Annotated in this window: 23 protein-coding genes and 1 riboswitch; of the genes, 18 read left to right on the top strand and 5 right to left on the bottom strand. The window is 41.9% G+C overall.

The genetic code is table 11. The annotated features are described in order from the left end of the window. Positions 1-185 precede the first annotated feature (185 nt). From licT to OW255_RS13415, 9 genes are all read left to right on the top strand, one after another. The gene (gene licT / locus OW255_RS13455) at positions 186-1,028 is read left to right on the top strand and encodes a BglG family transcription antiterminator LicT (RefSeq protein ID WP_268114328.1); all 843 of its coding nucleotides are present in this window, start codon (positions 186-188) and stop codon (positions 1,026-1,028) included. 68 nt (positions 1,029-1,096) lie between these two features. Then, positions 1,097-2,923, top strand: a complete 1,827-nt coding sequence (locus OW255_RS13450) for a beta-glucoside-specific PTS transporter subunit IIABC (protein WP_268114327.1) — start codon at positions 1,097-1,099, stop codon at positions 2,921-2,923. A 12-nt stretch (positions 2,924-2,935) separates the two neighbouring features. Continuing rightward, positions 2,936-4,381, top strand: coding sequence for a glycoside hydrolase family 1 protein (locus OW255_RS13445; protein ID WP_268114326.1), 1,446 nt, complete (start codon positions 2,936-2,938; stop codon positions 4,379-4,381). Between the two features lie 169 nt (positions 4,382-4,550). Beyond that, a complete protein-coding gene (locus OW255_RS13440; protein ID WP_268114325.1) occupies positions 4,551-6,686 on the top strand; it encodes a glycoside hydrolase family 95 protein in 2,136 nt (711 codons plus the stop codon). Positions 6,687-6,852: 166 nt separating this feature from the next. Continuing rightward, entirely contained in the window at positions 6,853-7,578 is a 726-nt protein-coding gene (locus OW255_RS13435; RefSeq protein WP_268114324.1) for an aminoglycoside phosphotransferase family protein, read from the top strand. A gap of 162 nt (positions 7,579-7,740) precedes the next feature. Beyond that, a riboswitch (glycine riboswitch) is annotated at positions 7,741-7,837 on the top strand. Between the two features lie 144 nt (positions 7,838-7,981). Continuing rightward, complete coding sequence (locus OW255_RS13430) at positions 7,982-9,373, top strand: alanine/glycine:cation symporter family protein (RefSeq protein ID WP_026890027.1); 1,392 nt, start codon at positions 7,982-7,984, stop codon at positions 9,371-9,373. Between the two features lie 211 nt (positions 9,374-9,584). Then, the gene (locus OW255_RS13425; protein WP_024835257.1) at positions 9,585-10,979 is read left to right on the top strand and encodes an MBOAT family O-acyltransferase; all 1,395 of its coding nucleotides are present in this window, start codon (positions 9,585-9,587) and stop codon (positions 10,977-10,979) included. A 27-nt stretch (positions 10,980-11,006) separates the two neighbouring features. Continuing rightward, entirely contained in the window at positions 11,007-12,026 is a 1,020-nt protein-coding gene (locus OW255_RS13420; protein WP_024835258.1) for a GDSL-type esterase/lipase family protein, read from the top strand. Between the two features lie 142 nt (positions 12,027-12,168). Then, a complete protein-coding gene (locus tag OW255_RS13415; protein ID WP_024835259.1) occupies positions 12,169-13,185 on the top strand; it encodes an AI-2E family transporter in 1,017 nt (338 codons plus the stop codon). 53 nt (positions 13,186-13,238) lie between these two features. Here OW255_RS13415 and OW255_RS13410 read toward each other — a convergent pair whose 3' ends face one another. Genes OW255_RS13410 through OW255_RS13390 form a run of 5 tightly spaced genes read right to left on the bottom strand, consistent with a single transcriptional unit; the run spans position 13,239 to position 17,677 of the window. Then, a complete protein-coding gene (locus OW255_RS13410; protein ID WP_024835260.1) occupies positions 13,239-14,357 on the bottom strand; it encodes a metal ABC transporter permease in 1,119 nt (372 codons plus the stop codon). Further along, complete coding sequence (locus OW255_RS13405) at positions 14,341-15,264, bottom strand: metal ABC transporter permease (protein WP_024835261.1); 924 nt, start codon at positions 15,262-15,264, stop codon at positions 14,341-14,343. The genes OW255_RS13410 and OW255_RS13405 overlap by 17 nt, the downstream gene beginning before the upstream one ends. A gap of 14 nt (positions 15,265-15,278) precedes the next feature. Next, positions 15,279-16,037: a metal ABC transporter ATP-binding protein gene (locus OW255_RS13400; RefSeq protein WP_024835262.1), complete on the bottom strand. Its 759-nt coding sequence runs from the start codon at positions 16,035-16,037 to the stop codon at positions 15,279-15,281. Between the two features lie 24 nt (positions 16,038-16,061). Beyond that, positions 16,062-16,994 (bottom strand): metal ABC transporter solute-binding protein, Zn/Mn family, encoded by a 933-nt coding sequence (locus OW255_RS13395; protein ID WP_024835263.1) that lies wholly within the window; start codon positions 16,992-16,994, stop codon positions 16,062-16,064. Positions 16,995-17,008: 14 nt separating this feature from the next. Continuing rightward, a complete protein-coding gene (locus tag OW255_RS13390; protein ID WP_024835264.1) occupies positions 17,009-17,677 on the bottom strand; it encodes a metal-dependent transcriptional regulator in 669 nt (222 codons plus the stop codon). Between the two features lie 347 nt (positions 17,678-18,024). Here OW255_RS13390 and OW255_RS13385 point away from each other — a divergent pair, with 347 nt between their 5' ends. From OW255_RS13385 to yedF, 9 genes are all read left to right on the top strand, one after another. Beyond that, complete coding sequence (locus OW255_RS13385) at positions 18,025-18,687, top strand: amino acid ABC transporter permease (RefSeq protein WP_024835265.1); 663 nt, start codon at positions 18,025-18,027, stop codon at positions 18,685-18,687. 27 nt (positions 18,688-18,714) lie between these two features. Continuing rightward, positions 18,715-19,572, top strand: coding sequence for a transporter substrate-binding domain-containing protein (locus OW255_RS13380; protein ID WP_024835266.1), 858 nt, complete (start codon positions 18,715-18,717; stop codon positions 19,570-19,572). 20 nt (positions 19,573-19,592) lie between these two features. Further along, positions 19,593-20,330 carry an amino acid ABC transporter ATP-binding protein gene (locus OW255_RS13375; protein ID WP_024835267.1) on the top strand — a complete coding sequence of 246 codons (738 nt, stop codon included), beginning with the start codon at positions 19,593-19,595 and terminating at the stop codon, positions 20,328-20,330. 54 nt (positions 20,331-20,384) lie between these two features. After that, positions 20,385-21,539, top strand: a complete 1,155-nt coding sequence (locus OW255_RS13370) for a double-cubane-cluster-containing anaerobic reductase (protein ID WP_268116610.1) — start codon at positions 20,385-20,387, stop codon at positions 21,537-21,539. Between the two features lie 3 nt (positions 21,540-21,542). After that, positions 21,543-22,298 (top strand): acyl-CoA dehydratase activase, encoded by a 756-nt coding sequence (locus tag OW255_RS13365; protein ID WP_024835269.1) that lies wholly within the window; start codon positions 21,543-21,545, stop codon positions 22,296-22,298. A gap of 353 nt (positions 22,299-22,651) precedes the next feature. Beyond that, positions 22,652-23,683, top strand: a complete 1,032-nt coding sequence (selD, locus tag OW255_RS13360) for a selenide, water dikinase SelD (RefSeq protein WP_268114323.1) — start codon at positions 22,652-22,654, stop codon at positions 23,681-23,683. 47 nt (positions 23,684-23,730) lie between these two features. Further along, on the top strand, positions 23,731-24,639 hold the full coding sequence (locus OW255_RS13355) for a selenium metabolism-associated LysR family transcriptional regulator (protein ID WP_024835271.1): 909 nt from the start codon (positions 23,731-23,733) through the stop codon (positions 24,637-24,639). 65 nt (positions 24,640-24,704) lie between these two features. Next, positions 24,705-25,808: an aminotransferase class V-fold PLP-dependent enzyme gene (locus OW255_RS13350; RefSeq protein WP_024835272.1), complete on the top strand. Its 1,104-nt coding sequence runs from the start codon at positions 24,705-24,707 to the stop codon at positions 25,806-25,808. 20 nt (positions 25,809-25,828) lie between these two features. After that, positions 25,829-26,449 (top strand): sulfurtransferase-like selenium metabolism protein YedF, encoded by a 621-nt coding sequence (gene yedF / locus OW255_RS13345; RefSeq protein ID WP_024835273.1) that lies wholly within the window; start codon positions 25,829-25,831, stop codon positions 26,447-26,449. Position 26,450 lies beyond the last annotated feature (1 nt).

The following is a 26,450-nucleotide window of genomic DNA, read 5'->3' as shown; positions in this document are numbered from 1 at the left end:
TATGTTGCTAAAAATGTAATCTTCCAGTATACTGTAGTCAGTGGATGGTGATTGCGCTAGCAAGCTATACCTGTTTATTATGTTATTTTGGCTTTTTTTGCCTATAATAGCATGGTAAACAGGTTTTTTTTCGCTAAAAATACAAAATTCAAGAGGATTTATTACTTTAGACAGGGGTGATGGCCATGATCATTTACAAAATTTTCAATAACAATGCAGTCGTAATAAAAGATGAAAACGGAGTGGAAAAGGTTGTTATGGGCTGCGGTCTTGCCTTTAAAAAGAAGAACGGAGATGAGCTGGATGAAAGTAAGATTGATAAGATCTTTGTCCTGTCGGATCCCCTTATTAACAACCGGTTTCAGGAGCTTGTCGCAAGCATTCCCATTGATTATGTGGAGCTTGGGGAAGAGATTATTGAATATGCGGCATCGATTCTGGAGGTGGATTTAAATGATACCATCTACTTGTCCCTCATCGACCACCTGTATTCTGCTGTGAAACGATTCCAGGAAGGCATTGGGATAAAAAACGCCATTCTCTGGGACATAAAAAAGTTTTACAAAAAGGAATTTGACATCGGGTTGAAAGCACTGGAGATGATAGAAAAACAATTTTGCCTTCGATTGCCAGAAGACGAAGCAGGATTCATTGCCATTCACCTTGTGGAAGCGGTTACCAGAAAGGGTGCTCAGGATATCCACCAGGTGGCTGAAATCATCTCTGAAATCACCAGCATTGTATCGTACCATTTTCACATATTTTTTAATGAAGATTCCTTATACTATTTCCGGTTCATCACTCATCTTAAATTTTTCGCCCAGAGACTCTTAGAGGGAAAGACCTACCTTGATGATGAACAGGATGATCTTCTCCTTATTATAAAGAAAAAATATGTGAATGCCTATGAGTGTGCGGAAAAGATATGTGAGTTTCTTAAAAAGAAATATAACTATAACGTTTCCAATGATGAAAAGCTTTACCTCACCCTGCACATCGAACGAGTTGTTTATAAGACTGTTTTATGACGAGATGGTTACATTAAGTTGGCTAAACTTTCATATTTCAAATAAAAAGAAAAATGGAGGATTTAACAATGGGAAAATATGACCTGTTGGCAAAAGACATTATTAAAAAAGTCGGCGGCAAGGATAATATCATAAGCCTTGTCCACTGTGTCACCCGTCTGCGTTTCAACTTAAAAGACGAAAGCCTTGCAGATGATGAAGCACTCAAACAAATGGAAGGTGTCATAACAGTCATGCACAGCTCCGGACAGTATCAGGTGGTCATCGGAAACCATGTACCCCAGGTATTTACAGATGTCTGCAGGCTGGCTAATATTTCATCAGAAACAGCAACTGAAAAAAAGAAGATGAGCTTCCGGGAAAAATCTCTGGATCTTATTTCAGGAATCATGATGCCAGCCATCGGAATCCTGTGCGCCTGCGGTATGTTAAAAGGACTCAATTCCATTCTTTTATACCTTGGGCTTTACTCTGATGCCGATGGAATCTATATCTTGCTTAACGCTATAGGAGATTCCATCTTTTTCTTCTTTCCTGTTGTCATCGGTTTTAACACGGCAAAGAAACTTGATATGAATCCCTTCCTGGGTCTTATTATCGGTGCGGCACTGTGCTATCCTACGATCAACGGCACCGATGTACCTTTATTTGGTCATATGATTAATGTAACCTATACGTCCACATTGCTTCCGGTAATTCTTATTGTGGCACTGGCTAAGCCCCTGGAGAGCTTTTTTAACCGGGTGATCCCTGATATGGTAAAGACCTTTATCACACCGATGCTGGTGCTCCTTATCGCACTTCCCGTTGGTTTTGTGGTGATTGGACCCATTGCGAATCTCATTTCCAATGGAATTTCACAGGGAGTGTTATCCATATATAAGCTAAGCCCGATATTCGCAGGTTTTCTGGTGGGCGGATTATGGCAGGTCATGATTGTATTTGGTGTTCATATTGTGCTGGTGGTTTTATGTATCACCAATATTATATCAGGAACACCAGACCCAATTCTTGCTTTTACTACGTTCGTGACCTTTACCACCACCGGTATGATATTTGCCATGTGGCTGAAAAGCAAAGACAAGACCTTAAAGCAGATTGCACTTCCAGCCTGGATTTCCGGATTTTTTGGAGTGACCGAGCCAGCGATTTACGGTATCTTGTTACCAAGAATGAAGTATTTCGTTCTTTCCTGTCTTTGCGGTGCCGTTGCAGGTGCAGCAACCGCAGCGTTAGGATTAAAGTATCACACCATGGCAGGTATGGGACTCTTTGAGATACCAGCTCTTCTGGATCCCACCCAGCCTGGAAAAAGCATGGTGCATGCCCTGATTGCGGCAGCCATATCACTTATTGTAGGCTTTGCTGTAACCTTTATAACCTTTAAAGATGAGGCGCCTTCTGAGACAAAAGAAGGGGAACTTTCAGATAAATGCAGAAAAGAAGTGATTGCATGTCCTCTTTCCGGTACGGTCATGGCACTTGATCAGGTAAAGGATGCTGCATTTGCCAATGGAACTTTGGGACAGGGAATGGCGGTTTCACCAACAGAAGGAAAGGTCACTGCTCCATTTGACGGTACAGTCATGATGCTGTTTCCTACCAGGCATGCCGTTGGACTTATGTCTGACAATGGCTGTGAGGTAATCATTCATATTGGCATGGATACTGTACAGTTAAATGGAAAATATTTTGAGGCACACGTAAACGAAGGAGATAAGGTGAAAAAGGGAGACCTTCTTATTACTTTTGATAAGGATGCCATTGAAAGAGAAGGGTATTCTTTGGATACTCCGGTTTTGGTCACAAATACAAAGGATTATATGGAGGTCGTTGCGATGAACCGCTGTGGTTCTAAAGTCCATTGCGGCGATGAAGTAATAACCTTATTATAACAGACAGGAGGAATGAAATTGTTTCCAGATAATTTTTTATGGGGCGGTGCAGTTGCAGCCAACCAGTGTGAGGGAGCCTGGGAGGCTGATGGCAAAAAGGAGAGTATCTGTGATCATCTAACGGCAGGGTCCCGGGCGAAAAACAGAGTATTTACTTCTAAGATCCTGCCGGATGAGAGCTATCCCAGCCATGTTGCAGTAGATTTTTACCACCGTTACAAAGAAGATATTGCATTATTTGCAGAAATGGGATTTAAAGTTTTTCGGCTGTCCATTGCATGGAGCAGAATATTCCCCAACGGAGATGATGAAATTCCCAATGAGGAAGGTCTTAAGTTTTACGACCGGGTCTTTGACGAATGCCTGAAATATGGCATCGAACCAATGGTTACCTTAAGCCATTTTGAAATACCTTATCACCTGGTAAAAGAGTATCAGGGCTTTTCAGACCGAAAGGTGATTGATTGCTTTGAACGGTATGTGAGATGTGTCATGACAAGGTACAAAGACAAGGTAAAATATTGGCTGACCTTTAATGAAATTAATTTTGCCACCATGCCTATGGGAAATCTTGAAGTACTTGGGATTATGAACCGGGAGAACGATGAAGTGGCAAATCCCCTGGATGATATCAATCTGCGCTTTCAGGCACTGCACCATGTGTTTCTGGCCAGTGCCAGGGCCGTCATCGCTGCAAAGGAAATCAATCCTGATTTTAAGGTAGGCTGTATGATCGCCCATATTACCATGTATCCATTGACCTGCAGGCCGGAAGATATGCTTTTGTTGCAGGAACTGGATCATATCATCAATGACTTTTGTGCAGACGTTCAGGTAAAAGGACGTTATCCCGGCTATGCACTGCGCTATCTGGAAGAAAAGGGTGTGAATCTTACCTTTGAACCAGGAGATGAGGCTGTATTAAGAAAGGGCTGTGTTGACTTTTATTCCTTTTCTTATTATATGAGTAACTGTGTCACCACAGAGGAAGGTCATACTACCACTTTGGGGAATCTCCTGGGCGGAGTGAAGAATCCTTACCTGGAAGCGACCCAGTGGGGCTGGCAGGTTGATCCTAAGGGGCTTCTCTATACGCTGAATAAAATCCATGACCGGTATCAGGTGCCCATTTTCATTGTTGAGAACGGACTTGGAGCGGTGGATGTAAGGGATGAAAACGGTTGCATTCACGACGATTATAGGATAAACTATCTAAGACAGCATATATGTGAAATGGAAAAAGCCATTCACAATAAAGTTGATTTGTTCGGATATACGGTCTGGTCTGCTCTTGACATTGTAAGCTCTGGTACAGGAGAGATGAAAAAGCGGTACGGATTTATTTATGTGGATAAAGACGACGAAGGGAACGGCACCATGGAGCGATTTAAGAAGAAGTCGTTCTACTGGTACAAAAAGGTAATTGAATCTAATGGGGGAGATTTAGCCGATATATAGACCCATAATGGCAGGGATGGGTGGATCCTTTCGCATCCATCCTCGTCCCTGCCTTATTTTTATGTAATCTCTGACCATCAAAAGGGCAGCAGATGGGAACGACTGGATACGATGAAAGATTCTAAATCAGCTTTGTCAAAACTAATAATGAATATAGGGGTAAAGCGAGATGAAGTTATTTTATACCAAACCGGCAATGAAATGGGAAGAAACCTTACCCATTGGAAATGGCAGTCTTGGTGCCATGATATGGGGGGAAACAAAGAGAGAATGTCTGGGACTCAATGAGGAGAGCCTTTGGTCTGGTTATTACCGTGACAAGAATAACCATAAGGCGTCAAAGCATTTGGAAGAGTGCCGCAGGCTGGTAGAAAAGGAAGAGTATGAAAAGGCGGAGAAAGTCATTCGTGAGACCATGCTGGGGGAATATAATGAATCCTATATGCCTCTTGGCAATCTTTATTTCACCTTTAATCATACCGAAGACATTACAAATTATAAGCGAACCCTTGACTTAGATCACTCTGTTTCAGAAGTCAGCTACCAGACCGGAGGGCATAGCTATACAAGGGAATACTTTTCAAGCTATCCTGGAAAAGCAATCTTTATTAAGCTTCAATGTGACAGTCCAGCCTTAGATTTCAAGATTTCCTTTGAGTCGCAGATGGTCTGTAAAACAGAATATACTTCAGTCGGTTTAAACATAAAAGGGACTTGTCCCGAACATGTGGACCCATCCTACATAGATATCCATGAAAATCCCATCATTCAGGGGGATAAAGGCATGAAGTTCCATGCCGAATGTAACGTTCTTCATTGTGACGGAACCATAGAAGAGGAAGAACAGTGCATAAGCATCTCTAAGGCATCGGTTGTGACTTTGGTATTTTCAGCGGTGAAAGAACCAGAATTTAATCCTGCCATGTCTTATGATGAGATCAAGGAGATACATATTAAAGATTACAGAAGCTTATATGAGAAGGTGGAGCTGTATCTGGGGGAAGAAATCAATCTTCCTACAGATGAACGGCTGGAACGGCTGAGAAAAGGAGAGAAGGACAATGATTTATATGCTCTGTTTTTCCAGTATGGAAGATATCTTCTTATCAGTTCTTCCAGAGAGGGGAGCCTCCCAGCCAATCTTCAGGGAATCTGGAGCTGGCAGTTCCGTGCGCCATGGAGCTGTAACTGGACCACCAACATCAATGCCCAGATGAATTACTGGCTGGCTCAAAGCTGTAACTTAAAGGAATGTCTGCCTCCTTATTTTGAGCTGGTGAAAAAGCTTTGTGAGGAAGGGAAAAAGACAGCAAAAATTCATTATAACTGCAGAGGCTTTGTTCACCATCACAACGCGGATTATTGGTGCAACACAAATCCTATGGGCATGCCATATGGAGAAGATCATGGAGAGAAAGAAGCCGTTACCTGGTCCATGTGGCCGATGGGTGGTGCCTGGCTGACCAGTGAGCTGTTCCGGCATTACGAATATAATCCCAATGCGGAATTTTTAAAGAACACAGTTTATCCGGTTCTAAAGGAAGCTGCCCTGTTCTTAATCGACTGGCTTTACGAATATGAAGGAAGCTATGTTACCTGTCCGTCAACGTCTCCGGAGAACATGTTTAAGACTCCAACCGGAGACTCCTGTGCTGTTGCCATGTCATCCGCCATGGATCTTGCTATCATTCGGGAGGTGTTCGGGAACTTTAAGAGGACCTGTGAGATTTTAAAGCTGGATGATGAGATATTAGAAGAGATATCCGAACGGCTTTCAAAGCTTACACCTTTTAAAGTGGGAAGCAAAGGACAGCTTCTTGAATGGAATAAGGAATTTGAAGAATGCGAGCCTGGCCATCGTCATCTGTCTCATCTATACGGTATGTTCCCGGGTGAGCTATTTGAAGGCGATAAAGTGCTTACCGAGGCCTGCAAAAAATCCTTGTCCCTTCGTTTGAGCAGTGGCAGCGGACATACGGGCTGGAGCTGTGCGTGGATCATTAACTTATTTGCCGTGTTAGGAGATGGAGAAAATGCATACCATTTTCTAAATACCCTGCTGACCCGCTCCACCTATGAAAATCTCTGGTCCGCCCATCCGCCGTTCCAGATTGATGGAAACTTTGGAGGAGCTGCTGGCCTGGCAAATATGCTGGTGCAGGATCGAAACGGTGAAATTAAGATTTTACCCGCAATGCCTTCCCAGTTTGACAGTGGATATGTGAAGGGTCTTAGAATTAAGAACGGTAAAACAGTGGATATCAAGTGGGATAATGGGGAGCTTGACACTTACCGGATCTATTGATGAAGTAACAGAAATTAGGAAAATCGGTGTAAATAAGTTTCTGAATCAGGACTTTGTTTGCACCGTTTTTCCATACTTAAATCATAAAATACGTAGAAAGTGTTAATCCAGCATAAAAGTCATTCATACTAAATGGGAAGAACGGGCTAAGAAAGGGAGACAGATCGTGAAATTAGGTCATCGAGTGGGGATTGGTAATACAGCAGACGTCTATCATTGGGAAGGTAAGACCGTTATTAAGTTGTTTCATTCCGGATATCCAAAAGACAGCGTTATGAGGGAATTCTCAAATGTAGCAATTGTCAGTAAGATGGATTTTCCAAAGCCTATGGCATATGATGTCATTGAGGTGGAGGGAAGATTGGGTATTATTTATGACAGCGTAATGGGAGAGTCTTTACTGGACTGGCTGTTAAGAACAAAAGATTTAGAACGGGGAGGAGAGATACTGGCTCAGCTTCATAAAAGGATGCTGGCCCATAAGGTTACATCTGCTCCCAGTTACAAAGATTTTCTATACCGGAATCTGGAACGGGCAGCAAGAAACTCTGAAGAGAAATTTGAGGGTCTTTTTGGGCAGCTTCAAAAACTTCCAGATGGGGATACCTTTTGCCATGGGGATTTTCATCCAGGCAATGTAATTTTAAGCATTGAAAACCCGGTTGTCATTGATTTTATGAATGTATGTGCAGGAGATTATTTCTATGACGTTGCAAGGACGGTTTTTCTGATTGAATATACTCCAGTTCCTCAGATTCCGGGAGCGGTAGAAGATCTGTTAAGGTTAAAAACAACACTGGCAGATCAGTACCTGATTCATATGAAGGTGGACCGGGAGCAGATATCAGACTTTTTAGAGGTGATCATTTCCTCCAGGCCGGGTGAATCTTAAAAGGTACAAAGAAATGAAAACCGTGGTTTGACTTTATTAAATTAATGTGATAGTATAGAAAATGAAGTATCATCAACAAGTGAAGTTTGTAGGAAAATGGCTATAGCCTACCGAAGGAGTAACACTCTCAGGTGCCTGGAAAACCAGGTGTGGACTATAAATGGATGTAACTCTGGAGAATCCCTTGATTGGGTGCCGAAGGTGTAAGGGGTGGATTTATCCGCTTTAATCTCTCAGGCAAAAGGACAGAGAACCTTTATAAATTTATTTTTGGGGTCTTTTTGTGCATATCCGGAGTCAAACCATATTTTTGGTTTGGCTTTTTTATTTGTTGATGCATTCAGGACATTCTGATTTACAGCTTCAGAATATCCATGCAAAAATAATAAGGAGTGTTACGAGTATGGAATGGTTTTCGGCTTTGGTTGTCAGTATTAACAAAGTGTTATGGAATGTGTTTTTGATTGTTGTTCTTTGCGGTGTAGGTCTTTACTTTACCATAAGAACGAGAGGAATTCAGTTTCGCAGGTTTAAGCAAAGCTTTCGTATGACCTTTGGCTCCATTACCTTAAGAGGAAAGGATGCCAGTGAAAAAGAGGGTATGACTTCTTTTCAGTCACTGCTTACCTCAATATCCGCACAGATCGGTACGGGAAATCTTGCAGGTGTGGCAACTGCCATGGTTTCCGGAGGGCCTGGTTCTGTATTCTGGATGTGGGTGAGTGCTATTTTAGGTATGGCGACTATTTACGCGGAGGCAACTCTGGCTCAGCGTTATAAGACTGTGGTAAACGGAGAACTGGTAGGTGGGCCTGTCTATTATATCCGGGCGGCTATCAAAGGGCCGGCTGGTAAAGTAGTAGCGGCTACATTTTCTGTGCTCATTATCATTGCCCTTGGATTTATGGGAAATATGGTTCAGGCAAATTCCGTAGGAGGAGCCATGGAAGCAGCGTTTGGGGTTCGTTCTGAGTACGTGGGAGTCGCCCTGGCTATCTTATCCCTGCTTGTATTTTTAGGCGGAGTCAAACGAATCGTTGCTGTGGCAGAAAAGGTAGTTCCTTTTATGGCAGTGTTCTTTACTCTATCTTCCTTAATTATCATGGTAGTAAATTTTCGCAGCATCATTCCTGCTTTTTATGATATTTTTGTCGGTGCATTTAATCCGCAGGCAGTTTTAGGCGGGGTACTTGGAGTATCTGTACAGAAATCCATTCGTTTTGGAATCGCCAGAGGCTTATTCACCCATGAAGCCGGTATGGGATCCACACCTCATGCCCATGCCCTTGCCCGCGTAAAAAATCCGTGTGAACAGGGACTGGTTGCCATGATGGGAGTCTTTGTGGATACCATTGTACTTTTACCATTAACAGTTCTTGCTATCTTAACCTCCGGAGTCCTGGGCTCCAGAGATGTAAAAGGAGAGTTTGTAACGGGAATCGAACTGACCCAGTCTGCGTTTGCTCAGGTCTTTGGCCATTTTGGCTATGTGGTCATTGCTATCTGTGTGTTCTTCTTTGCATTTGCTACCATCATGGGCTGGTACTTTTTCGGCCTTGCCAATGTGAAGTATCTCTTTGGTAAAAAGGCCATTCCATTTTATGCGGTCATGGTATCCATTTTCGTAGGTGTGGGCTGTGCGCTGAAAGTAGATCTGGTCTGGAATCTTGCCGACCTTTTCAATGGTCTGATGGTGATACCTAATATACTGTCTCTCCTATTACTTGGTGGAGTTGTCATCAAGCTGACAAAAGACTGGGAAGCTGGAAAGCCATATGACAGCGAAATAAAATAAAGAAAATAATATACTTAATATCCTCGTCAACCGGGCTGGTTGGCGGGGATTTTTTAATTGTTATAATTTTGTAAACATATACAAAAAAACTTAAAATTAATTAATGCTTACTTAATGGCATTCTAAAAATAAAAGTATATAATAGGTCTTTGTGGTTCCTGTTTGGTCAATCTAAAACGCCACAAACGTACAGCATGAGGAGGACAAAAGAGTGGCATTCAGTAGTTTAGAATTTATTTTTCGTTTTTTTCCGGCATTTCTGGCACTCTATTATGTTGCGCCTTATAAGCATCGAAACAAAGTCCTTCTTATAGGAAGTCTTTGTTTTTATGCCCTGGGAGATTTCCGGTATCTTCCTCTGATTTTAGCATCAGTTGGAATCAATTATCTCATTGTCAGACAGATGATCCGTCATCGGGATCATGAAAAGATCTGGCTTCTTTTATCCCTGGTATATAATATAGGGACCTTGTTTTTCTTTAAATATTCAAATTTCTTAATTGAAAATATAAATGCCATAGCGCAGGTGTTTCACTGGGAGAAAGAATTGCCCGTGTTAAATCTTTCACTCCCCCTGGGGATCAGCTTTTATACCTTTCAGGTGATTTCCTGTGTGATCGATGTATATCGTAAGGAAATCGGTGAAGAGCTTACGTTCTTAAATTTTGCTACGTATGTCACCATGTTTCCTAAAATATTATCCGGGCCAATTACTTCCTATGGAGAAATTTCAGAGGAGCTGTCCGTCAGAAAATATAACATCTTTAAGTTAGAGATCGGACTAAGGTATTTTATTCTTGGCTTGGGCATGAAGGTGTTGGTGGCAGACCGCATCGGGCTGTTATGGAACGACATTCAGACCATAGGCTTTCAGAGTATTTCCACTCCTCTGGCATGGCTGGGTTCTCTGGCATACAGTCTCCAGATTTATCTGGATTTTCAGGGCTATTCCCTTATGGCAATCGGTGTGGGAAGAATGCTGGGCTTTCACCTCCCGGCCAACTTTAACCACCCCTATATGTCAAAATCCATTACGGAATTCTGGCGCAGGTGGCATATGACCCTTGGCATGTGGTTTCGCAGCTATGTATATATACCGCTGGGAGGAAACCGGTATGGCTTAAAACGCCTTGCCGCCAATCTTTTTGCAGTATGGATTCTTACCGGCTTATGGCATGGTGCCAGCTGGAATTTTGTCTTGTGGGGAATTCTTTTGTTCCTGTTAATTCTTCTGGAAAAGCTTTTTTATAAACCACTTCTTGACCGGTCAAAGATTCTGGCGAGACTTTATATGCTTTTTGTAATACCTGTTACCTGGATTATCTTTGCGGTCAATCATTTGAAAGACCTCATGATTTACTTGGGCAGGATGTTTGGCATATACCAGGGGGTCAATGTAAATCCAAACGACTACGTTCGGTATTTCAGTCAGTATAAATGGATATTTCTCATTGGAGGTTTTCTTTGCTTTCCTTATGGAAAACGTATATTTAACCGATTTCAGAACAGCTGGGCATGTACTTTATTCTTGCTGGCAATATTCTGGTATTCTGTTTACTTCATTTCCAATGGGGCAAATAATCCCTTCCTATATTTTAAATTTTAGGAGTACATATAATACGAAAGGAAGCGTATGAAACATTTAGGAGACTTTAAACGATACCGTCTGCTTGCCCTGGTTTTGCTCAGCTCCCTGGCATTATCTTTGATAGGATTCGCAGGGAAAAATACGGTTTACGCAGATGATACCGTGGATATATTAAAAGCCCCTCAGCTAATGGTGGTGTTGGAAGGTTTAAAACAGGGCAGATATCCGTGGGATATCCTGACCCATGGAGTGAGACCGGCGGAAGTATCTGAAGATCCTGGACTCATAGGAGAGACAGGGATTACAAAAGAGACAGAAGGCACAAAAGAAACAGAGGCCATGAAAGAGTCAGAAGCCTTGAAGGAATCAGAGGATAATAGCCAGGAAAACCAGGCTGTGGAACCGGAACAGACAGAAGCGTCTGTAGAAGAAGAGAAGTCCCCTCCATCTGAAGTCCCAAACAAGAGTCCTTTTACAAGAGTAGATGAGAGCTATTTTGATGATGCACTATTTATCGGAGACTCAAGGACTGTGGGCTTATCCCAGTATTCCAATTGGAAAAATCCTGCATATTATGCAGACGTAGGTCTTACGGTTTATTCCGTATTTGATAAAAAGGTTGCAACGGTAAATGGGGAGACCATGACCATAGACCAGGCTCTAAAAAGGCAGAAGTTTGGAAAAATCTATATCATGCTTGGAATCAATGAACTTGGAAGAGGAACGACAGAGACTTTTGCAAAGAAGTATAGTGAAGTAATTGGAAGAATTAAGGAGCTTCAGCCCGATGCCATTATATTTATAGAAGGAATCATGGGAGTATCAAAAAAGAAGTCAGATTCCGATCCGATCTTCAATAACAGAAATATACAGGAGAGAAATGCCGCAATTCAGTCTCTGGCAGATGATACGTCTTTATTCTATATTGATGTAAATCAGGTGATTATGGATGGTACAGGTGGGATTCCTTCTGATTATACGTTTGATAACGTCCATCTAAAGGCAGCTTACTATAAAATCTGGACAGAGTTTCTTTTGGACCATGGAGTCATAAGAAAACCTTAAGGAAACAAAATAAAAATTATAATAATCGGGGGATTCTCATAATTGCTTTTTTATATTATAATTAAGTCAGTGTGCTTAATTTGACGATAAATGGTACATAATGGATAAAACCCGTATTTTGGGGGATAGAAAGGCATTCTAGATGGATCGATTCGGTGATATTTTTAGTAATACGGTTGTTAAAAAGGTTTTTAGTATTTTACTCCTCGCTTTGTTCATGTATTTGTTCCGGGGTATGTTCAATCAGCTTCTCCTTATTTTTATTATTACCTTTATCTTCGGTCAGCTGCAAAAATATATCTATGATAAGGTAAATGCCAGGATAAAAGTAAGCCGTAAACTGATCACCATAATGATGTATGCAGTGATTCTTCTTATTTTTACCATCAGTGGTATTGTATACATTCCTAAAGTGACCCAGCAGCTGTTTGATATCGTCAATTTGATATCGAAATTTGATTTGAACCAGTTGCAGTCGGAGATTAACATCAATCTCATTAGCAGCATTCCCAAGGAGCAGATTGACGGATATATCCGAATGGCAGAAAGTCATCTTCTCAGCTTTGTTGCAACGGCTGGTACATTCAGCATTAATCTGGTTCTTTCCTTTTTAATCAGCTTCCTCTTTTTATTGGAGAGAGATGAGATTATTGGCTTTTTAAAGCACATGGAGAATAGTAAGGTATCTTTTCTTTTTGAATATTCTGTTTACTATGGAAAGAAGTTTTTAAATTCCTTTGGTAAAGTCATTGAATTACAGATTGTCATTGCTTTTATTAACTCCGTATTATCTGTACTTGCTCTGACTCTAATGGGATTTCCTCAGACCTTGGGACTGGGAGCCATGATTTTCATTCTGGGACTGATTCCTGTAGCTGGTGTGATTATTTCACTGATTCCGCTTACTATTATTGCATTTAACATCGGTGGTGCCATTAAGATTATTGAGGTCATTGTTATGATCGTGGTGCTTCATTCTCTGGAGACCTACGTCCTAAATCCTAAGTTAATGTCAGCTAAAACAAAGATTCCAGTATTTCTGGTGTTTTTAATCTTGTTAGTCAGCGAGCATTATATCGGGGTATGGGGATTGCTGTTCGGGATTCCGCTTTTTATGTTCTTGCTGGATATTTTAGATATTAAAGTGAAAGAGAAATAAAAATAATGATATTGGAAAGCCAGCCCTTCTTACTTAAGAACGGCTGGCTTAACTTATTCTGAAAATATAGCCTTATATTCCTGGTCACTCAACTCTCTTCCTTTCGTAGTAAGTTTTATGACCTCATTTTCAATACTCACATTACCTTCTTTTAATAAGTATTTTACAATTTTATTTGTAAACGCTTCATCCCAATGAAAATGGGCGGAAAGAGTATGAAGGCCGGCTTCCTGGCTTTCTGCCTCGCTTCCTTCGTGTTGGTATAGATGAAAGAGCAATGTTTTCATGCTGAAATCCAGTTTTTGCCTTTTGTGTCTTCGGATGGAGCTTATAAAGCCCTTTTTTGGTGCCGTAATAAATACAAGAAAGAATACAAATCCAGTCATAACAGCCATACTGCCTGAGATAGAAGCATCCAGCCAGGAAGCCAGATAAAAGCCTGAGATGCCATTGACAGCACCGATTCCTGTACTGAGCATCAGCATATGCTTTAAGTCATCGGTCAAAAGATAAGCCGTAGCAGGCGGTCCAATCATAAAGGCAACCACCAGTACAGAACCAACTGCTTCAAAAGCTCCTACGGTTGTCATGGAAACCAGCAACATCAACCCATAATGAATGAGAGTCGGAGAGATTCCCAGTACCGCGGACAGGATAGGATCAAAGGTAACTACTTTTAATTCCTTAAAAAATACTATGATACAAATCAGATTAATAAGGAGCAAGGTCAGTGTGCTGTAAATTGCTTTCGCACCAATGTCATAGCCAAACAAGATCATTCGGTTAAATGGAGCAAATGCAAGCTCACCTAACAAAACGGAATCCGTATCCAGATGCACAGAACCTGCGTATCTGGTAATCAGTATGATGGCTATGGAAAATAACAGGGGAAATACAATCCCAATGGAAGCATCCTCAGAAAGGAGCTTTGTACGGTTTAATGTTTCTGTCAGCCATACGGTTGCAAGGCCCATAAAGGCAGCTCCTGCAATCAGAAGCGGGGAAGATAAGTCGTGGGTCAGGAAAAAGGCAAGGACAATACCTAGAAGAATGGTATGAGTAATGGAATCAGACATCATTGACATTTTCCTTAATACAAGAAATACTCCAGGCAGGGAGCAGGCAACGGCCACGATGACCGCAATCAGTTGAATTTCAAATTGTGGAGACATCTTCATTCCCTCCTCTTCTTTTTATCATCTGTTTTAAGTTCCTTCTATGAATCATCTTTTGTAAGATACCTCTTCCCGGAGCAAACAGGATACTGAATATGACAATGCAGCTGATAAACACAACAATGGCAGGTCCTGTTGGCAGTTTTGCAGTCAGAGAGCTGGCAATGGTTCCAAGGATTCCAGATACAGCACCAAAGACGGCAGACAGCATGACCATGACCCATAAGCGGTCGGTCCATTGCCTGGCAGCAACTGCGGGAGCGATCAGCATGGCGCTCATTAATATGACACCTACGGTCTGCAGGCCAATAATAATTGCCATAACAATCATAAATGACAGCAGAAGATTAATTTTATTGGCTGGAAGACCAAGGCTCCTGGCATATTCCATATCAAAGATAAATAGCTTAAATTCTTTCCAGAACAGGAGTACCAGGATAAGAAGTATGACTCCGCACAGGCTCATAAAGATCACGTCTCTTTGCAGCAGGGTAGAAGCCTGCCCGAAGATAAAGCGTTTTAATCCGGCCTGATTGGAGTTTGGTATTTTCTGAACAAAGGTGAGGAGTACCAGCCCAAATCCAAAGAATACAGACATGACAAGGGCGAGTGCGCTGTCAAATTTGATTCTGGTATGTTTTACAATGCTGATGATAAATAAAGTGGCCATTAAGCCTGAGACCAAGGCTCCAAGAAGAAGCACTTCCGTGTGCTTGGAGCCGGTTAGTATGAACGCCAGTATGACACCAGGCAAAGCGGCATGGGACACACCGTCACCTAAAAGACTTTGCTTACGAAGGACTGCGAAGCTTCCTAATATACCGCTTAATAAGCCTAAAATGGCTGAGCCAAGGGCCACGGTCTGAAACGTGTAGTCTTTAAAAAGGGTAAATACCTGTTCCATATTTATGCACCTCCTTACATAGCACCCTGCAATAGATTTACAGAGCTTCGGTAGGCCTTTTTTAAGTTGCTTTCATGGAAAACTTCCTCTACGGGGCCGCTTGCAATGACCTTAATATTAATCAGTGTGACCCAATCAAAGTATTCTTTAACTGTCTGCAGATCGTGGTGCACTACCACAACTGTTTTGCCCGATTCCCTTAACTCCTTTAACAGCTGTACAATTGCCTTTTCCGTTTGAATGTCAACGCCTTTAAAAGGTTCATCCATAAAGTATATATCTGCTGTCTGCATGAGAGCCCTGGCTAAGAATACACGCTGCTGCTGACCGCCGGACAACTGACTGATCTGACGGTTATGAAATGCTTCCATGCCTACCTTTTGTAAGCATTCCATAGCCATTTCTTTCTCTTTTTTTCCTGGACGTCTGATAAATCCCAGTCTCCCGTAACAGCCCATTAGTACAATATCCAGTACAGTAGCAGGGAAATCCCAGTCAACGCTTCCGCTTTGAGGCACATAAGCAACCTTATTTTTTAATTTGCGAAGGTTATTTTCTTTTTCATTGAAAAAATTTACTGTGCCTGTAACCGGAACCAGTAGACCCAGCATGGCTTTTAAAAGTGTGGTTTTTCCTGCGCCGTTGGGGCCGACCACTGCCATCAGTTTACCCTGTGGGATATCAAGGTCAATATCCCACAGAACTGGCTTGGAATCATAGGCCACGGTTAAATCTTCTATATGAACGGCATAATCTAATTTCTTTGATTTCATATGGTTTCCTCCTTACTGAAATAACTATTTTAAAGCTCCTACGATAGTGTCAACATTGGCTTTTACTGTGAGAAGGTAGGTTTCAGCGCCGGAATTTTTGCCTCCCAGGGAATCTGAGTAAAGCTCTCCGCCTATGGCAACATCAAACCCCTTTGATTTAACTGCCGCCTGAAGGGCCTCTATGGTTTTAGGCGGAACAGAAGATTCCACAAAAACGGCTTTTATCTTACGCTTGGTAATAAAATCTGCCAGGGTGCTTACATCGGCAGTTCCTGCCTCCGCATCCGTACTGATTCCCTGTAGTCCTCTTACTTCAAGACCATATGCCTTGCCAAAATATTGAAACGCATCATGTGCTGTGATGAGAACTCTCTGATCTTTTGGTATTTCATTGATTCTGTCCCTTATGTAGGTATCCAGTTTTTCCAGCTCTAAGGTATAGGCTTCTAAGTTTTTCTTATAAGCCTGGGCATGACTGGGATCTGCTTCTGACAGACGGTCTGCTACCGTTTTTGCTGCTGATTTCCACAGGGAAACCTGAAACCAGATATGTGGATCATGGACAGAGCTGTCGTCCTCCCAGGATAATAATTGATCTTTTGGAAGGCCATCTTCAATACAGATTACGGTACTGCCGCGATCTGTGAGGGACTGAAAAATCTCACCCATCTTTCCTTCCAGATGCAAGCCATTGTAAACAACGACATCAGCATTTTGCATCAATGTAACATCTCCGGCACTTGCCTGGTATAAATGGGGATCAATTCCAGGCCCCATAAGCCCATCTACATTTACATGTTCTCCACCAATGACTCTGGATAAGTCAGCAAGCATAGTGGTGGTGGCTACAATGTTTAAGGTATCACTGGTTTTCTTCTGTTCTGCTTTTTGGCATCCTGTTATCATCATTACTGTCATAAGGCAGAAACTTAACAAAACCATACATTTTTTCATCATAAATATCCTCCATTCTATTCTTTGTTTTTAGTTTCACTCCTGGCAGCTACATAAATCTGACAGGCGGCTTTATGGCTGATCCGTATTTTTTTATCTCCAAGTGTCAGGGTAAAGGGACCTTCATAATCATCCACCGAAAGGACTGTTATCTGGCTTCCTATTTCAATTCCCTGTGTCTGCAGGTAATCAAGAAGTTCTTTTTCTTCCTGCACCTTTTTTATAATGGCTGTTTTACCAGCTGTAAGTGTGGAAAGAAGTGTTAAGGCCCCTTCCTTTATCTGTCCCATCTGGTTCGGTATTGCATTGCCATGGGGGCAGTACTCCGGATAATTCAAGAAACCCTCCAGCCGGTTCGTAAGCCGGACAGGAGATACGTGCTCTAATAATTCAGCATCTTCATGTGCTTCACTCCAGGAATATCCCAGATGCCGGATAAGGAATACCTCCCACAAGCGGTGTCCACGCAAAAGTGAAACAGCAATTTCAATTCCTTCCTTTGTCAGCTTTGCTCCTTTATATGGCTCCGTGACAAGCAGTGCTTCCTGACTTAGCTTTGCAAGCATCTCAGATACAGAAGCCGGTGCTATTTTTAAAGCCTGAGATAGCTGTTTGTTGTTGATAAGATGCTCTGAGCCGCCCAGTTTATATAGTTCTTTTAAATAATCTTCTTTATTTGGTGTCATATCATCGCCTCCATTTTTAGGTATACCTAAATTAATTATATTATATGCCTAAAAATGAAGAAGTGCAAGATGTATCACAAAAATAGGAGTGATTATCTTTATCATTAAAAAAGTTAGCTCAGGCTAAAAAAGTTTCCTGAGACTAATATATATTAAATGAATCAAAGTGTTACAGAAATCCAGCCATTATTTTTCAGTAAATTGGCTGGATTTCTTTTTTATCTTTTTTTATATATTGGTTAAATGTATAGATGAGAGAAAGATTGATATATATTTTGAATTTGTTTCCAATATACCCCAATGATATAATTATTTTAGAATTTATCATACCTAAAGGAGTATAGAACTTGTTTGACTTCACTTATTTTCTAAATGTGTTTCCAACGATTGCATCTAAATTACAGGTGACGCTAACGCTGACCTTGACGGCGGCAATGTTCTCCATTCTCATCGGTGTCACCGTAGCCGTTATCGGATATTATAAAATAAAGATTCTTTATCCCCTTACCCGTTTTTATTTGTCCATATTAAGGGGAACCCCTCTGGTGGCTCAGTTGTATTTTTTTTATTATGGGCTGGCAAGAGTCAGTGAGATTGTGCTTAATATGAAGCCGCTGACTGCGGTGGCCTTGGTATTGAGCTTAAATACCGGAGCCTTTATGTCTGAAAGCATTCGTGGAGCCCTTCTGTCGGTTGACTCTGGGCAAAAGGAAGCTGCCGCCATGCTTGGAATGACAGAGCTTCAGACCATTAGACGGATTGTATTGCCACAGGCGTTTCGCGTGTCATTGCCGGCCTTATTTAACGATCTGATTAATCTTTTAAAGGCAACATCACTGGCATTCATGCTTGGTGTCAGAGATATTATGGGACAGGCAAAGAGTGAAGGCGCGCAGTCCTTTCGCTACTTTGAAATCTACCTTGCTGTTATGATTATTTACTGGCTTTTAGTTTTGGGATTTTCTCATCTTCATAAGATTATGGATAGAAAATGTATGGAAATGTACTGACAACCATCAAATATTGGGAGGAAAAAAATGAAAAAAGGATTACCAATTCTCCTGCTAATGGCAGCAATGACGCTTGCAGGATGCAGCAGCAATACTTCAGCCAAAGCAGCAGATGCAGAGAAAACAACGGCAGAGAGCACAAAATCAGAAAATGGATCAGAGCAAAGTTCAGCCGAAAAACGTAAAGTCATAATTGCCACAGGCGGCACAGGAGAACCCTACAGCCTCCTTAGCAGTGATGGAAAGGAATGGACTGGAATTGATTCAGAGATGTGGAGTGAGATTGCAAAACGTACCGGTTGGGATATTGAAGTGAAGCAGGCGGAATTCTCATCCTTGTTTGGCGAACTGGATGCCGGACGGGTTGACGTTGCCGCAAATTGCTTTGCGACAACAAAAGCGAGAATGGATAAATATTTGACTTCTCACCCCTATTACGGAGATGCCCAGTGTGTGATTGTGAACGAAGACAAAGCAGACATCAATACCTTTGAGGCATTGAAAGGCGTTACCATCGGAGTTACCCAGGGGCAGGCTTCCCAGGTATCCGTAGAGAAGATGGCAGAAACATATGGCTGGAATGTAGTCGTTTATGAAACAAGTGATACGGGATATCAGGATCTTCATTTGAAAAGAATTGATGCCATGGCGACAACAGACAGCCTTGTCCATAAATATGAGAAGACGCAAAACATGAAGTTTCATATTCTGGAGACCAGGCTTCTTGCAAATAATGTAGCATATTACTTCCAGCAAAATGAGAAGGGAAAAGAGCTTTGTGAAGAAGTAAATCAGGTCTTGGATAAGATGATGGAAGATGGAACCACTTCAAAGATAATTACAAAATGGATGTATTCCGATATGACTCAAATGATTCATGACTAAGTGGAGGAAGAGGTAAAAAAGTGGTTGAAATCAGTCATTTATGGAAGTCCTTTGACGGACAAACAGATATTTTAAAGGATATAAATGTCTCCATTAAAAAAGGTGAGATTGTTGCCATTCTTGGTTCTTCCGGAACTGGAAAATCCACATTGCTCAGATGTTTGAATTATCTGACAAAGCCAACGGCTGGAAGCATCCGTATTGGATCTACAACCATAGATGCAAAGAATCATAGGAATAAAGATATTATGGAGCTGCGGGGGCATTCCGCCATGGTTTTCCAAAATTACAACTTGTTTAAGAATAAAACAGCGTTGGAAAATATTATGGAAGCGCTGATGATTGTGGCCGGAAAAAGCAGGAAGGAAGCCCAGGAATTGGGGTTAAAGCTTCTTAAAAAGGTTGGAATGCTGGAACGGAAGGACTATTATCCCTCTAAGCTTTCCGGCGGACAGCAGCAGCGGATTGGCATAGCCAGAGCTCTGGCAGTGAGTCCGGAGGTCCTATTGTTTGACGAACCGACCTCTGCCCTTGACCCGGAACTGGTGGGGGAGGTTTTAAACACCATTCAACAGGTGGCAGAAGACGGATCTACCATGATACTTGTCACCCATGAGATTATGTTTGCGCGCAGGATTGCTACTAGAATATTATTTATGGCAGATGGAACCATTGTGGGGGATGGGGAACCAGAAGAAATACTGGATAATCCTAAAGATGAGAGACTGAAACGCTTTCTGGACTACAATTTAAAATAATTACTGTTCTAATATACAAATCACAGGGTCATATTTGAAAGGAGTCAAACCATGATTGAGATGAAAAGAGAACTGCCTCAGGTATTTGAAAGTTTTGCAGAGGCAAGAAAAAACGGATTTCTGGCAGTTAAGAAAATAAAAGATTCCGGTAAGGGAGTCGTTGGACAGTTTTGTACCTATACACCTCTTGAGATTTTTATGGCGGCTGGCCTGGTATCGGTAAGCCTTTGTTCCACCAGTGATGAAACGATTCCAGATGCGGAAAAAGAGCTGCCAGGCAATTTATGTCCCCTGATTAAATCAAGCTATGGATTTGCAGTAACGGATAAATGTCCTTATATGTATTTTGCAGATTTAGTGGTTGGTGAAACAACCTGCGACGGCAAGGTGAAGATGTATGAGCTCCTTGCAAAAAAGAAAAACCTGCATGTTCTTCAGCTTCCCCGCAATCAGTTCACTCCAGAGTCAAAAGCTCTTTGGAGGTCTGAAGTCCTTCGCCTAAAGGAGCGGGTAGAAAAAGATTTTGGTGTGACCATCACCGATGAGATGTTAAGAGATGCCATTCAAAAACGCAATGAGGAACGTAGGCTGTTAAAAGAGCTGTATGAGCTTAGCACCTTATGTCCTCCGCCGATTACTGGTCTGCGCCAGCTCCAGATTTTATTTGGCTCTCAGTTTAAATTTGACTGGAAGGAGAAAACAGAAGAAATCCAGAATGCCATCCATAATATAAAAGCTGCCTATGAGGCAGGTGAACGGCCAGTATCGAAAGATGCTCCCCGTATCCTTATTACAGGCTGTCCCATGGGAGGAGTAACGGAAAAAGTCGTAAAGGTCATTGAGGAAGCAGGTGCTGTTGTGGTCGCATATGAAAACTGTACCGGTGCAAAGCAGATGGACCGTCAGTGCTCCGAAGAGGGAGATCCTATTGCCAATATTGCAGATCACTACCTACAGATTGGCTGTTCCATTATGACTCCCAACCCCAACCGGTTTGAACTCCTGGGAAGACTGTGTGAGCAGTTTAAGGTAGACGGAGTGGTGGAAATGACCCTTCAGGCATGTCATACTTATGCGGTAGAGTCAAGTACCGTAAAAACGTTTTTAAAAGAAAGAAACATACCCTATCTTCAATTAGAAACTGATTATAGTACGGCTGATATCGGACAGCTGTCAACAAGAGCCGGAGCATTTGTGGAGATGTTATAAAGAATGGAACAGATAACAGTAGGAATTGACTGCGGTTCTGCCGCCTGTAAGGGAATCCTTTTAAAAGGCGGCAGGATTGCCGCGTCTTGTGTAAAGCCAACAGGCTGGAATCCAAAAGAAACTGCAAGAGCGGTGCTTAAAGATCTATTGCAGCAGGAGAATAGAACGGATGAAGACATACGTGTGGCAGCAACTGGTTATGGAAGAGTGGGAATTGACTTTGCTCATAAGAAAATAACTGAAATTACCTGTCATGCAGCAGGGGCAGATTACCTCCTGCCAGAGGTTCGTACTATTATTGACATTGGGGGACAGGATTCCAAGGTCATATCCGTAGAGAATGGAAAGGTAGTTTCATTTCAGATGAATGATAAATGCGCGGCTGGCACCGGAAGATTTCTTGAGATGTCTGCCCACCGTATGGGGATTGATTTATCTGATTTTCCAAAGCTGTTAGAAGAGGGGAAATGCTGTTCCCTAAGCAGTATGTGCGCGGTATTTGCCGATTCTGAAATTGTATCCTTGCTGGCGGCGGGAAAAAGCCGGGAAGAGATCGCCGGAGGGATTGTTCAATCCGTGGTCACAAGAGTGATGGCGCTGGCCGGAAGAATTGGAATCGAGTCCCCCATTCTTTTAACCGGTGGATTGGCACAATTGGAAGGACTTAGAAACGTGCTGGAGCAGCAGACGGGGTACCCTGTTAACGTTTCCCATTATTCCCGTTATGCTGGAGCCATTGGAGCTGCTTTAAAAGCTTAATATCAGCTTTAGATATTAAAAAAGCGAATGTAAAATGCACAACTACTGATAGGTAATTGTGCGTTTTTTTTGTTTTGTTTCTCTTTGTTACAACATTTTAGTTGTTGAAAATACACATAATATATCTTAAAAAGTGTTGTATTATAGATAATTTTAATAAGTTGAGCCGGTTATATAACTATTAATCGCTTGTAAAAGATAACTTGTTCAATTATGATTGTAATGTAGATTGTAGACAATCTACATTACAATCATAATTGTTTATCAGGCTAACGGGGGAGGGGGCAGTGTTTCTATTTTTTATGGGAAATTTGGGAACAATTTTACAAATCAGATTGGTTTAAGGAGAAGTTATGGATGTTCGAAAAATCAACAAGTTTACCTCTTGTGGAGGGTGCATTGCCAAACTGCCTCAGGGAATGTTAAAAGAAGCATTGTTAAATATACCTCTTTTTGATGACAAGAATCTTATTGTAGGATTTGATACATCGGATGATGGGGCTGTCTATCGGTTAACGGATGAATTGGCTATCATTCAAACCCTTGATTTCTTCCCGCCTATGGTGGAAGACCCCTATTTATTTGGGAAAATTGCGGCAGCTAATGCATTAAGTGATATATACGCAATGGGGGGAGAAGTTAAGGTTGCTCTTAACATGGTATGTTTTCCAGAGGATGAAGACCCTGCTATTCTAGGTGAGATATTAAGGGGCGGGGCAGAAAAAGTAAAAGAAGCAGGAGGAGTACTCTGCGGAGGCCATTCCATTGCAGATAAGGAACCAAAGTATGGACTTTCAGTCACCGGCATTGTAAATCCTCAAAGAATTATGAGAAATAATAATTGCTCCATTGGTGATGATATTATACTTACCAAGCCCCTTGGGGTGGGCCTGGTGACCTCTTCTTATAAAGCGGGAGAGGCTTCTATAAAAAGCTTCGAACAAGCGGTTGACAGCATGCAGACATTGAACAAGTACGGAGCAGAGGCAAGTAAAAAATACCGGGTACATGCAAGCACTGATGTGACCGGATTTGGCTTTTTAGGACATTTAAATGAAATGGTTACAGAGGAATATACCATTTTAGTAGACTGCTCTAAGATACATTATATAGAAGAAGCTTATAGACTGGCGGAGGAATATTTGATCACAGGCGGAGGTCAGAAAAACAGAAAATATCTAAAAGATAAACTGCGGTTTGAGCATGTTTCCCAGCCAATGCAGGAAATATTGTTTGATCCTCAGACGTCAGGCGGTCTTTTGTTCAGTGTTGATTCCAGAGATACTGAGGCTCTATTAAAAGACCTGGGTGACATGGGAATCGTAAGCTCTTGCGTTGCCTCTGTGATAACACGTCAAGATAAAAACCTGATTATATCAGGGTAATACATTACATATTGGAAGGAATCTTTTGGTTGAAAGGTTGTGTCACTATGGATTTAAAGCAACTTGAAGCATTTGTTTATGTGGCGAAGCTGAACAGTTTCTCAAAAGCGGCTGATACCATTTATTTATCTCAGCCTACGATCAGTTCCCATATTAATTCTTTGGAAAAAGAATTGGGTACACAGCTGTTGATACGCTCTACAAAGGAAGTTTACCCTACAAAAAGCGGATTGGATTTTTTTGTTTATGCGCAAAACATGCTGGCTCTTCGTGATGAAGCCATTCATACGGTATCCCAGGGAGGAAGCAGCATAAGAGGAGAAATCTCTCTTTTGGCTTCCAGTGTTCCCGCTCAATATCTGCTGCCGTCCCTGATTGCTGTATTTCAAAAAAGCTATCCCGATATCTTTTTTAAAGTCAGGCAAAGTGACAGTGAACAAGTAGGAAAGCTGCTTTCTAACTGTATTTTTGATTTTGGTATCACAGGAACAAAGCTTTCCGGCAACAGGTTTGTACAAACTCCATTCTACCACGATACATTGGTGCTTGCTGTTCCTTCTGGTTTTAAAACCCCGGAGAATATATCACCGGAGGTGTTGATAAAGCTCCTTCGTACTCAACCTTTTATTATGAGAGAAGACGGATCAGGAACCAGAAAGGAGCTGGAAAAAATCCTGCTCTCTTTGGATTTAACAATTGATCAATTAATCACCGCCTGTTCCTTTAACAATACACATGGTGTTTTACAGGCAGTTTCAAGCGGCATCGGTATTTCATTTGTATCCCGGGCTTCGACTGCCATGTATACCCAAATGGGATTGATAAAGACCATTGAATTAAAAGATTTTACGTTTAAAAGGAATTTCTATTTATTATCGAAAAAAGAAATGATATTACAGCCAGTGCAAAAATTATTTCACACATATCTTCTTAATTATTATAAAGAACTGCAGTAACGAAATTTAGATTCTATATAAAATAGGAATATCAGACCAGGGCTGATATCAGAAAGGATTTAGTTATGTATTTTGATAGTGCTGCTACTTCAATGCCCAAGCCGCAATGCGTGATTGATGCGGTTACAACTGCAATGCTTTCCTACGGTAATTCCTCCAGAGGGGTGAATAAGTCTTCCATGGAAGGACTTCGATGTATAACAAGCGCAAGGCAGGAAATTGCCCGCTTTGTGGGGGGAGAAAACGAGATACACGTTGCATTCTGTCAAAACGCCACCATGGCGTTGAACCAGACGATCGGGTCTATACAGAGACACATTGTTACGACTGCTGCGGAACATAATAGCGTACTCAGACCCATTTATCGAAGAGGAGATTTTACGATTGTTCCTGTGGATGAAAAAGGAAGGCTTGATTTGATGGAGCTGGAAGGTGCCATTCGTCCGGATACCGATGCAATTGTAATGACTCATGCGTCAAATGTAACTGGGAATGGATATGACATTTCAGCAGTTGGAGAACTCTGTAAGAGAAAAGGCATCTTTTTTATTGTGGATGCATCCCAATCGGTAGGGCTTTTGCCAATTGATATGAAAGCCATGAACATAACTGCACTTTGTTTCAGCGGACATAAATCTCTGTATGGTCCTCAGGGAACCGGCTGTATATGCGTAAAGCCGGAATTTTCCATATCACCCCTTTATACGGGAGGAAGTGGAAGTAATACCTATTCAAAAACAGGGCCGGAAGAGATGCCGGAGCGTTTGGAGGCAGGGACCCAAAACTGCCATGGCATTGCAGGCCTTTTGGCAGGCGTTCGTTATGTAAGTGATAAAAGAGAACTGTTTTTGAACCAGGCTTTGGAGCTTGCAGATTATTTTGTGACGGAATTAAAGAAGATGCACTCCATTACCGTTTACGGTGATTTTAATTCTGTTTCACGGACTCCAGTGGTATCGATTAATGCAGCTGATATTGGCAGCAGCGAGCTGGCATATGAGTTGAATGAAAGATATGATATCAGCGTACGTGCCGGAGCACATTGTGCTCCGCTTATGCATGAGGCCCTGGGAACGAAGGATAAGGGAGCGGTCCGCTTTTCCTTCTTCCATATGAATACCTTAGAAGAAGTGGAATTTGCTATAAAAGCGTTACGCGACTTAACTTAATCCAAAAGGAGTTAACCGATATGAAAATAATCGATGCGATGGGAAAAGCCTGCCCGGTACCAGTGGTATTAGCCAAAAAAGCAGCCGCAGAACTTGCGCTGGAGGGTGGAGAAATACAGGTTCTTGTAGACAATCAGCCTGCATGTGATAATTTGAAAAATATGGCAGAAGGAAACGGCTATACAGCCGAGGAAGAAATGCTTCATTCTGGAAGCTATCGGGTTACCATAAAGGTTCCGGCCAAGGCACAGGAGCAGCTCATGATCCAGTCTGTTAAAGAGGGGATTCCTATTCGGAAAAAGGATAGCGGGTTAGTGGTTGTTGTTAGTAAAAATTACATGGGACAGGGAAGTGAGGAGCTTGGCAAAATTCTGATAAAAGGATTTCTGTTCTCACTCACCCAGCTAGAGACTCCGCCAAAGGCAGTATTGTTTTTTAATTCAGGCGTTCTTCTTACGGTGGAGGGGGCCAATACATTAGATGATCTTTTAGAGCTTGAGAAGGCTGGAACCCAGATTAAAATCTGCGGAACGTGTGCAGATTACTATTCTGTGAAATCGACCCTGGGGGTCGGACAAATCGTGAACATGATGGCGATTACGGAACAGATGGCATCAGCAGGTTCTGTCATTAACATCTAAA

Origin of the sequence: Lacrimispora xylanolytica, from assembly GCF_026723765.1 — a bacterium.
Lineage (GTDB): Bacteria > Bacillota > Clostridia > Lachnospirales > Lachnospiraceae > Lacrimispora > Lacrimispora xylanolytica.
Note: the sequence above shows the minus strand (reverse complement) of the source record. Positions and strands in the feature narration are given on the sequence as shown.

Bases quoted from the DNA above. Each gene is read 5' to 3' on its own strand.
- licT (WP_268114328.1), top strand. From the start codon at position 186: ATGATCATTTACAAAATTTTCAATAACAATGCAGTCGTAATAAAAGAT.
- OW255_RS13450 (WP_268114327.1), top strand. From the start codon at position 1,097: ATGGGAAAATATGACCTGTTGGCAAAAGACATTATTAAAAAAGTCGGC.
- OW255_RS13445 (WP_268114326.1), top strand. From the start codon at position 2,936: ATGAAATTGTTTCCAGATAATTTTTTATGGGGCGGTGCAGTTGCAGCC.
- OW255_RS13440 (WP_268114325.1), top strand. From the start codon at position 4,551: ATGAAGTTATTTTATACCAAACCGGCAATGAAATGGGAAGAAACCTTA.
- OW255_RS13430 (WP_026890027.1), top strand. From the start codon at position 7,982: ATGGAATGGTTTTCGGCTTTGGTTGTCAGTATTAACAAAGTGTTATGG.
- OW255_RS13420 (WP_024835258.1), top strand. From the start codon at position 11,007: ATGAAACATTTAGGAGACTTTAAACGATACCGTCTGCTTGCCCTGGTT.
- OW255_RS13415 (WP_024835259.1), top strand. From the start codon at position 12,169: ATGGATCGATTCGGTGATATTTTTAGTAATACGGTTGTTAAAAAGGTT.
- OW255_RS13410 (WP_024835260.1), bottom strand. From the start codon at position 14,357: ATGTCTCCACAATTTGAAATTCAACTGATTGCGGTCATCGTGGCCGTT.
- OW255_RS13405 (WP_024835261.1), bottom strand. From the start codon at position 15,264: ATGGAACAGGTATTTACCCTTTTTAAAGACTACACGTTTCAGACCGTG.
- OW255_RS13400 (WP_024835262.1), bottom strand. From the start codon at position 16,037: ATGAAATCAAAGAAATTAGATTATGCCGTTCATATAGAAGATTTAACC.
- OW255_RS13395 (WP_024835263.1), bottom strand. From the start codon at position 16,994: ATGATGAAAAAATGTATGGTTTTGTTAAGTTTCTGCCTTATGACAGTA.
- OW255_RS13390 (WP_024835264.1), bottom strand. From the start codon at position 17,677: ATGACACCAAATAAAGAAGATTATTTAAAAGAACTATATAAACTGGGC.
- OW255_RS13380 (WP_024835266.1), top strand. From the start codon at position 18,715: ATGAAAAAAGGATTACCAATTCTCCTGCTAATGGCAGCAATGACGCTT.
- OW255_RS13365 (WP_024835269.1), top strand. From the start codon at position 21,543: ATGGAACAGATAACAGTAGGAATTGACTGCGGTTCTGCCGCCTGTAAG.
- selD (WP_268114323.1), top strand. From the start codon at position 22,652: ATGGATGTTCGAAAAATCAACAAGTTTACCTCTTGTGGAGGGTGCATT.
- OW255_RS13355 (WP_024835271.1), top strand. From the start codon at position 23,731: ATGGATTTAAAGCAACTTGAAGCATTTGTTTATGTGGCGAAGCTGAAC.
- OW255_RS13350 (WP_024835272.1), top strand. From the start codon at position 24,705: ATGTATTTTGATAGTGCTGCTACTTCAATGCCCAAGCCGCAATGCGTG.
- yedF (WP_024835273.1), top strand. From the start codon at position 25,829: ATGAAAATAATCGATGCGATGGGAAAAGCCTGCCCGGTACCAGTGGTA.